The sequence below is a fragment of the Citrobacter sp. wls716 genome (genome assembly GCF_005280975.1).
GTDB lineage: Bacteria > Pseudomonadota > Gammaproteobacteria > Enterobacterales > Enterobacteriaceae > Citrobacter > Citrobacter youngae.
Map to the genome: position 1 here is coordinate 57,580 of NZ_SZWX01000035.1, position 14,248 is coordinate 71,827.

The window sequence follows — 14,248 nt, forward strand, 5'->3', positions numbered from 1 at the left end:
CACTATGGCAGGAAATAAACCCTTCAACAAACAACAGACTGATGCTCGTGAGCGCGATCCCCAGGTCGCCGGGCTGAAAGTACCGCCGCACTCGATTGAAGCGGAACAGTCGGTGTTGGGCGGTTTAATGCTGGATAACGAACGCTGGGACGATGTGGCCGAGCGCGTGGTGGCGGAAGATTTCTATACCCGACCGCACCGGCACATCTTCACGGAAATGCATCGACTGCAGGAGATGGGAAAACCTATCGACCTGATCACACTCGCAGAATCGCTGGAGGTTCAGGGACAACTGGACAGCGTCGGCGGCTTTGCTTACCTGGCTGAGTTATCTAAAAACACGCCAAGTGCGGCGAACATTAGTGCTTATGCGGATATCGTCCGCGAACGCGCCGTTGTTCGTGACATGATTTCGGTGGCCCATGAAATTGCGGAAGCTGGTTTCGATCCACAAGGGCGTTCCAGTGAAGACCTGCTGGATCTTGCGGAATCCCGCGTCTTTAAAATCGCTGAAAGCCGTGCCAACAAAGACGAAGGCCCGAAAAACATCACCGATGTGCTCGACGCAACCGTCGCGCGTATCGAGCAGTTGTTCCAGCAGCCGCACGACGGCGTCACCGGCGTAAACACCGGTTATGACGACCTCAACAAAAAGACCGCGGGTCTACAGCCGTCGGACTTGATTATCGTCGCTGCGCGTCCGTCGATGGGTAAAACGACATTTGCAATGAACCTTGTCGAAAATGCGGCGATGTTGCAGGATAAGCCGGTTCTTATCTTTAGTCTTGAAATGCCCTCAGAACAGATCATGATGCGTACCCTGGCCTCGCTGTCACGCGTAGACCAAACCAAAATCCGTACCGGTCAACTGGATGATGAAGACTGGGCACGAATTTCCGGAACAATGGGTATTTTGCTGGAGAAACGAAACATCTATATTGATGACTCCTCCGGCCTGACGCCAACGGAAGTGCGCTCGCGTGCTCGTCGTATCGCCCGTGAACACGGGGGTATCGGCCTTATCATGATCGACTACCTGCAGCTGATGCGTGTACCGTCGCTCTCCGATAACCGTACGCTGGAAATTGCTGAAATTTCCCGCTCGCTGAAGGCGCTAGCAAAAGAACTGCATGTGCCGGTGGTAGCGCTATCGCAGCTTAACCGTTCACTGGAACAACGCGCGGACAAGCGTCCGGTCAACTCGGATCTGCGTGAGTCCGGCTCCATCGAACAGGATGCCGACTTAATCATGTTTATCTATCGTGATGAGGTTTATCACGAAAACAGTGACTTAAAAGGCATCGCCGAAATTATTATTGGTAAGCAGCGTAACGGTCCGATCGGTACGGTGCGCCTGACGTTTAACGGACAGTGGTCCCGCTTCGACAACTATGCCGGTCCTCAATATGATGATGAGTAATTTCTAAGGAATACAAATGCAAGCGGCAACTGTAGTCATTAACCGCCGCGCTCTGCGACACAACCTGCAACGTCTGCGTGAACTGGCTCCTGCCAGCAAACTGGTTGCGGTCGTGAAAGCGAACGCTTACGGCCACGGTCTGTTAGAGACTGCGCGAACGCTCCCCGATGCGGACGCTTTTGGTGTCGCTCGTCTTGAAGAAGCCCTGCGGCTGCGAGCGGGAGGGATCACGCAGCCCATCCTGCTGCTGGAGGGATTTTTTGATGCCGCCGATCTGCCGACGATCTCCGCGCAGCGTCTGCATACTGCCGTCCACAACCTGGAGCAGCTTGAAGCCCTGGAAGCCGCAGAACTGGCTGAACCGGTCACCGTCTGGATGAAGCTCGACACGGGGATGCACCGCCTGGGCGTGCGCCCTGAGCAGGCCGAAGCGTTTTATCAGCGTTTAACGCAATGTGACAACGTGCGCCAGCCGGTTAATATCGTCAGCCACTTTGCGCGCGCGGATGAACCTGAATGCGGCGCGACGGAAAAACAGCTCGATATCTTTAATAGCTTTTGCGAGGGAAAACCTGGACAGCGTTCAATTGCTGCGTCGGGCGGTATTTTGCTGTGGCCCCAGTCCCACTTCGACTGGGCGCGTCCGGGGCTGATTCTGTACGGCGTATCGCCGCTGGAAAACCACTCTATCGGCGCCGATTTTGGCTGTCAGCCGGTGATGTCGCTGACCTCCAGCCTGATTGCGGTGCGTGAGCACAAAGCGGGCGAGCCGGTTGGCTATGGTGGAACCTGGCAAAGCGAGCGCGACACGCGTCTCGGTGTGGTGGCGATGGGCTACGGCGACGGTTATCCGCGCGCAGCGCCGTCCGGGACGCCGGTGCTGGTTAATGGCCGTGAAGTGCCGATCGTCGGCCGCGTCGCGATGGATATGATCTGCGTCGATTTAGGCCCCGAGGCGCAGGATAAAGCTGGCGATTCGGTGATCCTGTGGGGGGAAGGCCTGCCCGTTGAACGCATTGCTGAAATGACGAAAGTAAGTGCTTACGAACTTATTACGCGCCTGACGTCGCGCGTGGCGATGAAGTATATCGATTAAGCGCATGATGTGCCGGATAAGGCGGTTACGCCGCTATCCGGCAATATTCCTCTCAACATCCTCTCGATCTTCTCCTGCTTCCGGTTTATTGTGTTCATATCCTCTGCCTGTAAACCTGGAGAACCACACGTGTTTCAAAAAGTTGACGCCTACGCCGGCGACCCGATTTTATCGCTCATGGAGCGGTTCAAAGAAGATTCACGTAGCGACAAAGTGAACCTCAGCATTGGCCTGTATTACAACGAAGATGGGATTATTCCTCAGCTTAAAGCGGTAGCGGAAGCGGAAGCCAGACTCAATGCCAAACCGCATGGCGCTTCGCTGTATCTGCCGATGGAAGGTCTGAACGCTTATCGCCATACTATTGCGCCGTTGCTGTTTGGGGCGCAGCATCCGGTACTCCAGCAACAGCGCGTGGCAACCATTCAGACGCTGGGCGGCTCCGGCGCGCTAAAGGTTGGCGCAGACTTCCTGAAGCGCTATTTCCCTGATTCTGGCGTGTGGGTCAGCGATCCGACCTGGGAAAACCACATCGCGATTTTTGAAGGGGCGGGATTCGAAGTAAGTACTTACCCATGGTATGACAACGCGACTAATGGCGTGCGTTTCAACGATCTGCTGGCAGCGCTGAATACCTTACCGGCGCGTAGCATTGTGCTGCTGCATCCGTGCTGCCATAACCCCACGGGTGCGGATTTAACACCAGCACAGTGGGATGCGGTGATTGAGATCCTGAAAGCGCGCGACCTGATCCCGTTCCTCGACATTGCCTACCAGGGTTTTGGTGGCGGAATGGAAGATGATGCGTACGCCATCCGTGCGATTGCGAGTGCTGGTTTACCAACTCTGGTTAGCAACTCATTCTCCAAAATTTTCTCATTGTATGGCGAACGTGTTGGCGGGCTTTCTGTGGTGTGTGAAGACGCCGATGCTGCCAGCCGCGTTCTGGGGCAGCTAAAAGCGACGGTGCGCCGGAACTACTCCAGTCCGCCAAACTTTGGTGCGCAGGTGGTTGCCGCGGTACTGGGGGATGAAGAGCTGAAAGCGAGCTGGCTGGCGGAAGTTGAGGCAATGCGTACCCGCATTCTGGCGATGCGTCAGGAACTGGTTAACGTATTGAATGCGGAGATCCCGGGCCGTAACTTTGATTACCTGCTGCAACAGCGCGGTATGTTCAGCTATACCGGGCTCAGCGCAGCCCAGGTTGATCGCCTGCGCGATGAGTTCGGTGTGTACCTGATTGCCAGCGGTCGCATGTGCGTAGCTGGGTTGAATCACGGTAATGTGCAGCGCGTGGCGAAGGCATTTTCCGCCGTCATGTAATCGGCTTTGTGTGATGCCGGATGGCGCGTAAACGCCTTATCTGTCCTACAAGGATACATGGATTTTAGTTTGTAGGCCTGATAAGCGGAGCGCCATCAGGCGTACTTTCCTGTGTGATCATGCTCCTTTTCCTGGACAAAACCAGAGAAAATCCTTCCTTTCCCTTCCCCCAGGGGGTAAGGTCAGATAGTTTTTTGACCAGTTGTTAAATAAAAAATCATAACTAACTGACTACTTAGGGAAAAATATGCGCAAGTTTACCCTGGCACTGAGTGCCGTTTGTTTATTGTTCACGTTAAATCAGCCCGCTCAGGCGTTAGTTTCCTCTCCTTCTCAGCTTAATCCTGGCACCAACGTTGCAAAACTCGCTGAGCAGGCCCCCATTCACTGGGTCTCCGTGGCACAAATCGAAAACAGCCTGACCGGACGCCCGCCGATGGCCGTTGGCTTTGATATCGATGATACGGTTCTCTTTTCCAGCCCGGGCTTCTGGCGCGGTAAAAAAACGTATTCCCCGGACAGTGAGGATTACCTGAAGAATCCGGCCTTCTGGGAAAAAATGAACAATGGCTGGGATGAATTCAGTATTCCGAAAGAAGTGGCGCGCCAGTTGATTGATATGCATGTGCGTCGTGGCGACAGCATCTTTTTCGTGACCGGGCGTAGTCAGACGAAGACCGAAACGGTATCGAAAACGCTGGCCGATAACTTTCACATCCCGGCCGGCAATATGAATCCGGTCATTTTTGCCGGTGATAAACCCGGTCAGAACACCAAAACGCAGTGGTTGCAGGATAAAAGCATCCGCATGTTCTACGGTGACTCCGACAATGACATCACCGCCGCTCGCGACGTAGGAATTCGCGGTATCCGTATTTTACGCGCCTCTAACTCTACCTATAAACCCCTGCCGCAGGCTGGCGCGTTTGGTGAAGAGGTGATCGTCAACTCGGAGTATTGAGAATACGAATGCTGCTTTTTTAAACAAATTTACGCTGCTGGCTTTTACCTTTTGCGGACTTGCTGCACACTGAATAAAAGATGTTCTCATTAGGCAATATGCTGGTAAGGGGAATAAAGATGACGAATTCGGAGTTGCTGCAATACTGCATGGCAAAAACGGGTGCGGAGCAGAGCGTGCATAGTGACTGGAAAGCCACGCAAATCAAAGTTGAAGATGTACTTTTTGCGATGGTCAAAGAGGTCGAAGGCCGCCCGGCGGTCTCTCTGAAAACCAGCCCTGAACTGGCAGAATTGCTGCGTCAGCAACATAAAGACGTGCGACCCAGCCGCCATCTCAATAAAGCGCACTGGAGCACGGTGTATCTTGACGGCTCGCTGCCAGGTTCACAGATTTATTATCTGGTGGACGCGTCTTACCAGCAGGCCATAAACACCTTGCCGGAAGATAAACGCAGGTTGCTGGTGCAGCCTTGATCCGTTTTGCCGGATGGCGTCGCCAGCGACTTATCCGGCCTACAGGATATGTGCCCGTAGGCCTGATAAGGGCAGGATTACAACAGCGGCTTGAGGAAACGCGCCGTGTGTGAGGCTTCACATTCAGCGACCGTCTCCGGTGTGCCGGAGACTAAAATTTCCCCGCCGCCGCTGCCGCCTTCCGGACCGAGATCGACAATCCAGTCTGCGGTTTTAATCACGTCCAGATTGTGCTCAATCACCACGATGGTGTTGCCCTGATCCCGGAGCTGATGCAGCACGTCCAGCAGTTGCTGAATATCCGCAAAATGCAGACCAGTGGTCGGCTCATCGAGAATATACAGCGTTTGCCCGGTACCGCGTTTTGACAGTTCGCGCGCCAGCTTCACGCGCTGCGCCTCACCGCCTGAGAGGGTCGTTGCGGACTGCCCCAGACGGATGTACGTCAGACCAACGTCCATCAGCGTTTGCAGCTTACGCGCCAGCGCCGGAACGGCATCGAAGAACTCACGGGCTTCTTCAATCGTCATATCCAGCACTTCGTGGATAGTCTTGCCCTTGTACTTAATCTCCAGCGTTTCGCGGTTATAGCGCTTACCTTTGCACTGATCGCACGGCACGTAGATATCCGGCAGGAAGTGCATTTCGACTTTGATCACGCCGTCGCCCTGACAGGCTTCACAGCGTCCACCACGGACGTTAAAGCTGAAACGGCCTGGCGTGTAACCGCGCGCACGTGACTCCGGCACGCCGGCAAACAGTTCGCGCACTGGCGTAAACACGCCGGTGTAGGTTGCCGGGTTAGAGCGCGGCGTACGGCCAATCGGGCTTTGGTCAATATCGATGACTTTGTCGAAATGTTCCAGACCCTGAACATCGCGATACGGCGCAGGTTCCGCCAGCGTCGCACCGTTCAGCGCCGTCTGCGCAATTGGGAACAGCGTATCGTTGATCAGCGTCGATTTACCTGAGCCGGAAACCCCGGTAATGCAGGTAAATAAACCAACCGGCAGCGTCAGAGTGACATCTTTCAGGTTGTTACCGCGTGCGCCGGTGAGCTTCAGCACTTTTTCCGGGTCAGCCGCCACGCGCTGTTTCGGTACTTCAATTTTGCGCTTACCGCTCATGTACTGGCCGGTCAGCGACTCAGGCACCGCCATGATATCTTTTAGCGTTCCTTCAGCAACCACCTGGCCGCCGTGAACGCCCGCGCCGGGGCCGATGTCGATAACGTGGTCAGCGGCGCGAATCGCATCTTCATCGTGCTCGACCACAATCACGGTATTACCCAGGTTACGCAGGTGGATAAGCGTACCCAGCAGACGTTCGTTATCGCGCTGATGCAGACCGATAGACGGTTCATCCAGCACGTACATTACACCGACCAGACCCGCGCCGATCTGGCTTGCCAGGCGAATACGCTGAGCTTCGCCGCCGGAGAGCGTTTCCGCTGAACGCGACAGCGTCAGATAGTTGAGGCCGACGTTGACCAGGAACTTCAGACGATCGCCAATCTCTTTAAGGATTTTCTCCGCAATCTTCGCCCGCTGACCTGCAAGCTTCAGGTTGTTGAAGAAATCCATCGCATGACCGATGCTCATGTCGGAAATCGCGGGCAGTGGCGTATTTTCGACAAATACGTGGCGGGCTTCCCGGCGTAAACGCGTCCCTTCACAGCTGGCGCACGGTCGGTTACTGATGAATTTGGCTAATTCTTCGCGTACCGCACTGGATTCCGTCTCTTTATAACGGCGCTCCATATTGTGCAGCACACCTTCAAACGGGTGACGACGTACGGACGTATCGCCGCGATCGTTCATGTATTTGAATTCGATATTTTCTTTACCCGAACCGTACAGCACCACTTTATGCACGGTAGGGTTCAGGCTGGCCCATGGGGCTTCGACATCGAACTTATAGTGTTCCGCCAGCGACTTAAGCATCTGGAAATAATAGAAGTTACGGCGATCCCAACCGCGGATGGCGCCACCGGCCAGCGACAGTTCCGGGTTTTGAATCACCCGGTCAGGATCGAAATACTGCTGCACGCCGAGACCGTCACAGGTTGGACACGCGCCCGCTGGGTTGTTAAACGAGAACAACCGTGGTTCCAGTTCGCGCATGCTATAGCCGCAGATAGGGCAGGCGAAGTTGGCGGAGAACAGCAGCTCTTCCGCTTTCGGGTCGTCCATATCGGCGACCACCGCCGTACCACCGGACAGTTCCAGCGCGGTTTCAAAGGATTCAGCCAGTCGTTGGGTGAGATCGTCACGGACTTTAAAGCGGTCAATCACCACTTCGATGGTGTGTTTCTTTTGCAGCTCAAGCTTGGGCGGATCGGAAAGGTCACACACTTCGCCATCGATACGGGCGCGGATATAGCCCTGGCCCGCCAGGTTTTCCAGCGTTTTGGTGTGCTCGCCTTTACGCTCCTTAATTACCGGCGCCAGCAGCATCAGACGCTTGCCTTCCGGCTGCGACAGCACGTTGTCCACCATCTGGCTAACGGTCTGCGCCGCCAGTGGAACGTCGTGATCCGGGCAGCGCGGCTCGCCAACGCGGGCAAACAGCAGACGCAGATAGTCGTGAATTTCGGTAATCGTACCTACCGTGGATCGCGGGTTATGCGACGTCGATTTTTGTTCAATTGAGATGGCAGGAGAGAGCCCCTCAATGTGGTCGACGTCCGGTTTTTCCATCAGCGACAGAAATTGACGCGCGTACGCGGAAAGGGATTCAACGTAACGACGCTGCCCTTCGGCATACAAGGTGTCGAAAGCGAGCGAAGATTTGCCTGAGCCCGAAAGCCCGGTGACGACAATCAGCTTGTCGCGCGGGATGACGAGGTTGATGTTTTTGAGATTATGGGTGCGGGCGCCCCGAACTTCGATCTTATCCATTCATCTTTCCCGGATTAAACGCTTTTTTGCCTGGCTGCATGGTGCTACCGGCGATCACAAACGGTTAATTATGACACAACCTGACCTGAATGGATATACAGTATTGGAATGCAAAACGCATGTTCCTGTGCAACAATGTCTGGCGGAGGTTGTTTACTGGAATCAACTTCGCAACGTAGTAAAAGCGCTATTGGAAATGCTACAATCCCGCGCTTACACTTATTCAGTAACGTTTTTCAGGAGACACGATCATGGCCAGCAGAGGCGTAAACAAGGTGATTCTCGTCGGTAATCTGGGCCAGGACCCGGAAGTACGCTATATGCCGAATGGTGGCGCAGTTGCCAACATTACGCTGGCTACTTCCGAATCCTGGCGTGATAAAGCGACCGGTGAAATGAAAGAGCAGACTGAATGGCACCGCGTTGTGCTGTTTGGCAAACTGGCGGAAGTGGCCAGTGAATATCTGCGTAAAGGTTCCCAGGTCTATATCGAAGGTCAGCTGCGTACCCGCAAATGGACCGATCAATCCGGCGTAGAAAAATACACCACTGAAGTCGTTGTTAACGTTGGCGGCACCATGCAAATGCTGGGTGGTCGTCAGGGCGGCGGCGCGCCGGCAGGTGGTGGTCAGCAGCAAGGTGGTTGGGGTCAGCCTCAGCAGCCGCAGGGCGGCAACCAGTTCAGCGGCGGCGCACAGTCTCGTCCGCAGCAGTCCGCTCCGGCAGCGCCGTCTAACGAACCGCCGATGGACTTCGACGACGATATTCCGTTTTAAGATAGCCGAACGTATTAACGTTCGTACTGATGAAAACCCCGTTGTGACGGGGTTTTTTTACATCTCTTATTCAGAATTAATTATTCGGTATTTTCTGGTTTATCATTGCAGCTTGATGATTCATTTAATGCGAGCTGATTAGCGCTAATATTCGATAATATTTATTTATAACCATGAGAAATGAAAATAAATGTAGGTATTATCGAATAATAAAAGAAAATATGAAGGTAATAATTGGTGAAAATGTGTCGTACATTCAATTTCTTCTTTTTGAGATAGTTTCCTGGAGAGTAATATTCAATTAAATTAATGGAAAAAGTGTATTTTACTGCATGGTAAATATTGACAAGTTAATGTCTGGCTTTAAATAATACTTTTAGCTTATCAATTCTTCGTTAATGAAAATACATTTATTATTTGCTGCTTTTTATTGGTGGGGTGTTAATAAGTGATTTGATAAACTATTTGTTATGGAGCTTACTATGTATCAAAGGAAGATAAACCCTAAAGCAATAATACCCTTTGCACTATCATTTACCGCAGCGCAGTTGGTTTGCGCTGGATTGGCGAGTGCAAAAAACTATGAACTGAATTATATAGATGTTAATGGTGGTCAGGAAGGGATCATCATTCGGGATACGATTGCTGATGATAAAAACTATGATATCACGGTAAATATTGATAACCCTGTGCGAGGTGAAGGTAATGGCCTTGAGGTGAAGATTGGCAGTATCACCAAAGACCAGGCGGGAGAGTATCAAATTGGTAATTACAACGTTAATATCAGCGGAACTACGCAACAGGAACACCGCGCCGGGCTGGCCTTTTTTGGCTTATCCGCCGAAGGTCAGGGCACCAACGTCAAAGTTGATAACTTTAGCCTGAAAAATACTTTCTTAATTGGCTCTAAGTATACCCATAATAATACTGCGTTGTATGCGGGAAGCGGTGCGGATATCACTGTAAACGGCAATGTGTATGTTCGTTCAGAGGTTGAACACACCAACGATGGAGAAAATGCTACGCTGGCAAATAATGGAATCTATGCACGTGGAGTAGGTTCAACTATTACGGCAAACGGTGGTAACATTTACATTAATACTTACGCCAGTAATTTCAGAGAACTGCTGGAAAACAACAGCGGTTATCCTGATGGTTCATCAAAAAGTGATGCGGTTAGTGCTAAAGATGGTGGCGTCGTTAATATTAATCAGTCAGGTGAGTATAAGGTCAATTTGTTGGGGAATATCGACTTTGGCGATAAAATATATGCTCATACCAGCCAGATGAATATTGCGCTAAATGGTGCAGAATCATTTTGGCATGGGCACGAAGCGAATGTTCTGGACATCGACAGTAATAAATGGGCGGGAGATTTGAATCTGACGTTGATGAATAATGCCCACTGGATCCCAGATGGTAAAGACGCTCAGATCAGTGCTATCACCTTGCAAGACGGCGGGACGATAAACCTGCATGGTTTTAACCTGCATACCAATCAGAGCATCAACGAAACGGTGAAAATTCACGATCTGAAAGGCAATAACGGTATTTTCCTGATTGATGTAAATACAAATAAAACAGATGAGCAGCGGCGTAATGGTAGCGACTTTATCGAAGTCGTTAAGAGTAGCACGGGGGGAACTCATGCCATTGAGGCGTTAAATATTAATAAGCTCAGCAATCTACAAGAAGATATCTGGGTTGCCGATGCCGCCAGCAATGTGATGTTTGAAGCGTACGATAAAATCGATATCACTAACGAGTATGTATATGACTATAAACCGCTACTGCGCTCTGATATTCGGGAAGGCGATCCGGCAAGCCAGTATGGCACAAACTGGTATATTACGGGGATTTCAACGAAAGCCAGTGCGGGTAGCAACACTGCGATTGCCAATGCCGGGTTAAACTACGCGGCGGCCACCGCCCGTCTCGAAATCGACAGCCTGAATAAGCGTTTAGGGGAATTACGCCAGAACCAACAGCAAAATGGTCTGTGGATACGCTATAAAGGTGGTGAAATGGAAAGCGATAATGGCAGCTACTTCAAAAACCTGTATAGCTTCTGGCAACTTGGTTATGACAATAAGGTAGAGGGTGAACAATCAGTCTGGACGCGAGGCATTGCGGCGCATTACATGAGAGGTAACGCTGACTTTACTTATGGCACGGGCGATAACAAGAGCTACGGTGGTTCACTTTATGCTGCATGGAACCGTCCGGAGAAACAGGACTACCTGGATCTGGTTCTGAAATATAGCCGCCATGAGAGTGATTTTAACTACCGAAATGTGTACGGCAATATGGGGGGGGCGGATAGCAGCACGTGGTCAATTAGCGCCAGCGCAGAATACGGCCGTGAGTTTAGTCTGGGAGAATCCTCTTTCATCGAACCGCAAGCGCAACTCGTGTATACCCGATTGGATGAAGCGCGTTATACCACCAGCAGTGGGCTACGGGTACGTCAGAATGATATCGACAGCGTGATTGGTCGTGTCGGATTGCGGGGAGGTTATCGCTTTGAGGAACGCCCGGATAGCGACATTTATGTGAAGCTGGATCTGCTGCATGAGTTTGCCGGCGATCGTGATGTCACTGTGTGGGGTAAAGACGCGTCCATGACGGTCCGTGAGGGAGGTAGCGACTCGTGGATTAACTACGGTATTGGAACCAATATTCATCTTACTCAGAACAATAATTCCCGACTGTACGTTGACCTGGAAAGATCGGCTGGAGGCGACATTGATATGAACTGGCAGGTGAGCGCAGGGTTCCGGATGGAGTGGTAAGCGGTTACCGGAACGTCAGTAAAATCGTTATCGCTTAAAACCGTGTCCGACCGGGCATAATCTGGTCGGACACACTGCTGTTATCAATTCAACACCATCGGCCAGTCTGGCGGAGTATGGCTCATCACGTCGAGCATCACAGATTCGATGTTATTCCAGATAGTGGATACATCTACCAGGGTGATACCGAGTAATCCGGTTGCAAACCAGCAGGCAAAAACAAGCCCTAAACCGCTACTGATAACGGCCAGTCCAACATAATCTGATTTACGAAAACGAATATTGAGCGTACTGGCTAAAAACATCAGTACTGCGCTGAGCAGTTGCCACCGCAGAAGAACTACGCCAGTTGTTATTGTTGCCATGAAAAACGTCCTCAGAAAGTCTTGATGCCCAGGACAGCGCGGGGTTATTCACAGAGGGTGTGGTACTCTGGCTATCGACGGGCAATAACATGAATGAAACAATGTTTCTGTTACATTATTTCTGTGAACTATATCACATTTGCTCGTTTGTTCACCAGTATCTGACGTTATTTTTGCCGGTTTTTATCCATGTTAATTGTATGGTTATCTTGATTCATAAACGAATAATAAATTATGCGTTATGTAAGATGCATTCATGTTACTTGTTTTCTTTATCCGAAATTAATCGTTAAAAAAGTTAATGTGTTTTATACGTGCCGCCAGTATAACGCGTGTAAAACATTACTCTTTCTTGATAATGATGTTGCAAAATAAGCGTAACTTTAAGTTTGCCTTACGGGAAAATAATATCATCATCCACTATTATCAGACTTTTACATAGAGACGTCTGTTGATAATGTTGATAGATTCATGCAACTTAACCAGTTGGTGTTTATAGCATCCTGCCTTGATGGGTACTGGCATATACGAAACAGGGAAATAGGGCTGACATGAATCTCAGTGCGCAAAGCAAGATGCTGAAGCTCCTCGGCACGCTCACGGTGGTATTGCTCCCCGTGGTGCTGGCGCTATGGTTTGCTCATATCCGGGCGATGTCCGAAACCCGCACTCAACTCCACTCATTTGCTCAACTGGTGTTAAATAAAACGGAACTGGTGATCCAGCAAGCTGATTTAGCGCGTGATATGGCTCAGCTGTATCAGGGTAAGATGTGTACCCCTGCCCATCAGAAAAGTATGCTGAATATTATTCGCGGACGTTTATATATCAGCGAGCTAATTTATGCACAAGATGATCATTTTTTGTGCTCTACGTCGATGGCACCGTCAGTTCCCTATATTATGCCAACCGCTGACTATAAACGTACGCCGGACGTTTCGATCTATTACTATCGCGATACGCCTTTTTTCTCTGGCTACAACATGACGTATATGCAAAGAGGAAACTACGTCGTTGTCATTAACCCATTATCTTACAGCGAAGTCATGTCAGATGACCCTGGCCTATTGTGGGGCGTCTATGACACGATAACGGATACTTTCTTCTCCGCCAGCAATCAGGCGCATGTTAAGCAATTTCTGCCGCTGGTGCGCGGTAAAGCCTCTACCTTCCAACTGGACGATCGGTTCTATACCATCGTTCGTTCTGAGAAGCGCCCGATCGCGATTATTGTTTCGACGACCCGCGATCGCGTCCATCAAAATTTCTATCACGAAGCCGCACTCACGATCCCCTTTGGGGTGATCTGCAGCATTCTGATGTTGTTGATGTGGTGGCGTACACGCCAGCAGTACTATTCCCCTCGTCGTTTGTTAAGGCGTGCGCTGGAAAAACGCCAGCTACGCCTGCATTACCAGCCGATCATCGATATCAAGAATGGTCAATGTGTGGGGGCCGAGGCGCTGATGCGTTGGCCAGGTTGCAAAGGCGAGGTCATGAGCCCGACGGAATTTATTCCGCTGGCTGAAAAAGAAGGCATGATTGAAAGTATCACGGATTACGTGGTCGAAGAAGTGTTCAATGATTTAGGGTATTTTCTTTCAGCGCATCCCCAGATTTATATCTCAATTAACCTCTCAGCTTCTGATTTCCATTCATCCCGACTGATTGCCCTGATCGCTGAGAAAGCGCGTGATTACTCAGTCGCTGCCCAGCAAATTAAGGTCGAAGTGACGGAGCGTGGATTTATTGATGTGCATAAAATGACTCCGGTAATCCAGGCATTCCGTCAGGCCGGTTATGAAGTGGCATTTGATGATTTTGGGACGGGATATTCCAATCTGCACAATCTGGCGGCACTGAACGTGGATATCCTGAAGATTGATAAATCTTTTATTAGTACGCTGGCGACCAACAGTACCAGCCACCTGATTGCCGAACATATCATCGAAATGGCGCAAAGCTTACATCTGAAGACAATTGCTGAAGGGGTGGAAACGGCAGATCAAATGGAATGGCTGCTTGAACGTGGCGTTCAGTATTGTCAGGGGTGGTATTTTGCGAAAGCGTTACCGCCGCAGGAGTTTATGCTCTGGCTACAGCGCTCGCCCGCCATACTGACGCAGAGCGGGCAATAAT

The 14,248-nt window shown here is 51.0% G+C and carries 10 protein-coding genes; 8 read left to right on the plus strand and 2 right to left on the minus strand.

Annotated features, from left to right (window positions below; translation table 11 throughout):
* The first annotated feature begins 4 nt into the window (after nucleotides 1-4).
* The 5 genes from dnaB to FDX24_RS12290 all read left to right on the plus strand — a co-directional run bounded on the left by dnaB (nucleotide 5) and on the right by FDX24_RS12290 (nucleotide 5,276).
* Nucleotides 5-1,420 (plus strand): replicative DNA helicase, encoded by a 1,416-nt coding sequence (dnaB, locus tag FDX24_RS12270; RefSeq protein ID WP_005132645.1) that lies wholly within the window; start codon nucleotides 5-7, stop codon nucleotides 1,418-1,420.
* 16 nt (nucleotides 1,421-1,436) lie between these two features.
* A complete protein-coding gene (gene alr / locus FDX24_RS12275; RefSeq protein ID WP_061067021.1) occupies nucleotides 1,437-2,516 on the plus strand; it encodes an alanine racemase in 1,080 nt (359 codons plus the stop codon).
* 129 nt (nucleotides 2,517-2,645) lie between these two features.
* The gene (tyrB, locus tag FDX24_RS12280; protein ID WP_137364378.1) at nucleotides 2,646-3,839 is read left to right on the plus strand and encodes an aromatic amino acid transaminase; all 1,194 of its coding nucleotides are present in this window, start codon (nucleotides 2,646-2,648) and stop codon (nucleotides 3,837-3,839) included.
* 247 nt (nucleotides 3,840-4,086) lie between these two features.
* On the plus strand, nucleotides 4,087-4,800 hold the full coding sequence (gene aphA / locus FDX24_RS12285; RefSeq protein ID WP_048213924.1) for an acid phosphatase AphA: 714 nt from the start codon (nucleotides 4,087-4,089) through the stop codon (nucleotides 4,798-4,800).
* 119 nt (nucleotides 4,801-4,919) lie between these two features.
* A complete protein-coding gene (locus tag FDX24_RS12290; RefSeq protein WP_048213923.1) occupies nucleotides 4,920-5,276 on the plus strand; it encodes an MmcQ/YjbR family DNA-binding protein in 357 nt (118 codons plus the stop codon).
* A gap of 77 nt (nucleotides 5,277-5,353) precedes the next feature.
* Here the strand turns inward: FDX24_RS12290 and uvrA are convergent, their stop codons facing one another.
* Complete coding sequence (uvrA, locus tag FDX24_RS12295; RefSeq protein ID WP_061067023.1) at nucleotides 5,354-8,176, minus strand: excinuclease ABC subunit UvrA; 2,823 nt, start codon at nucleotides 8,174-8,176, stop codon at nucleotides 5,354-5,356.
* Between the two features lie 251 nt (nucleotides 8,177-8,427).
* On the opposite strand from uvrA, the gene ssb1 reads away from it, so the two are divergent.
* Together ssb1 and FDX24_RS12310 are read left to right on the plus strand one after the other, a co-directional pair.
* Nucleotides 8,428-8,952 carry a single-stranded DNA-binding protein SSB1 gene (ssb1, locus tag FDX24_RS12305; protein WP_003826621.1) on the plus strand — a complete coding sequence of 175 codons (525 nt, stop codon included), beginning with the start codon at nucleotides 8,428-8,430 and terminating at the stop codon, nucleotides 8,950-8,952.
* 482 nt (nucleotides 8,953-9,434) lie between these two features.
* Complete coding sequence (locus FDX24_RS12310; RefSeq protein WP_137364379.1) at nucleotides 9,435-11,744, plus strand: autotransporter outer membrane beta-barrel domain-containing protein; 2,310 nt, start codon at nucleotides 9,435-9,437, stop codon at nucleotides 11,742-11,744.
* A gap of 83 nt (nucleotides 11,745-11,827) precedes the next feature.
* Here the strand turns inward: FDX24_RS12310 and FDX24_RS12315 are convergent, their stop codons facing one another.
* Complete coding sequence (locus FDX24_RS12315; RefSeq protein WP_048213921.1) at nucleotides 11,828-12,109, minus strand: YjcB family protein; 282 nt, start codon at nucleotides 12,107-12,109, stop codon at nucleotides 11,828-11,830.
* A gap of 551 nt (nucleotides 12,110-12,660) precedes the next feature.
* Here FDX24_RS12315 and FDX24_RS12320 point away from each other — a divergent pair.
* On the plus strand, nucleotides 12,661-14,247 hold the full coding sequence (locus FDX24_RS12320; protein ID WP_137364380.1) for an EAL domain-containing protein: 1,587 nt from the start codon (nucleotides 12,661-12,663) through the stop codon (nucleotides 14,245-14,247).
* Nucleotide 14,248: the final 1 nt, after the last annotated feature.

Bases quoted from the DNA above. Each gene is read 5' to 3' on its own strand.
- dnaB (WP_005132645.1), top strand. From the start codon at position 5: ATGGCAGGAAATAAACCCTTCAACAAACAACAGACTGATGCTCGTGAG.
- alr (WP_061067021.1), top strand. From the start codon at position 1,437: ATGCAAGCGGCAACTGTAGTCATTAACCGCCGCGCTCTGCGACACAAC.
- aphA (WP_048213924.1), top strand. From the start codon at position 4,087: ATGCGCAAGTTTACCCTGGCACTGAGTGCCGTTTGTTTATTGTTCACG.
- FDX24_RS12290 (WP_048213923.1), top strand. From the start codon at position 4,920: ATGACGAATTCGGAGTTGCTGCAATACTGCATGGCAAAAACGGGTGCG.
- uvrA (WP_061067023.1), bottom strand. From the start codon at position 8,176: ATGGATAAGATCGAAGTTCGGGGCGCCCGCACCCATAATCTCAAAAAC.
- ssb1 (WP_003826621.1), top strand. From the start codon at position 8,428: ATGGCCAGCAGAGGCGTAAACAAGGTGATTCTCGTCGGTAATCTGGGC.
- FDX24_RS12310 (WP_137364379.1), top strand. From the start codon at position 9,435: ATGTATCAAAGGAAGATAAACCCTAAAGCAATAATACCCTTTGCACTA.
- FDX24_RS12315 (WP_048213921.1), bottom strand. From the start codon at position 12,109: ATGGCAACAATAACAACTGGCGTAGTTCTTCTGCGGTGGCAACTGCTC.
- FDX24_RS12320 (WP_137364380.1), top strand. From the start codon at position 12,661: ATGAATCTCAGTGCGCAAAGCAAGATGCTGAAGCTCCTCGGCACGCTC.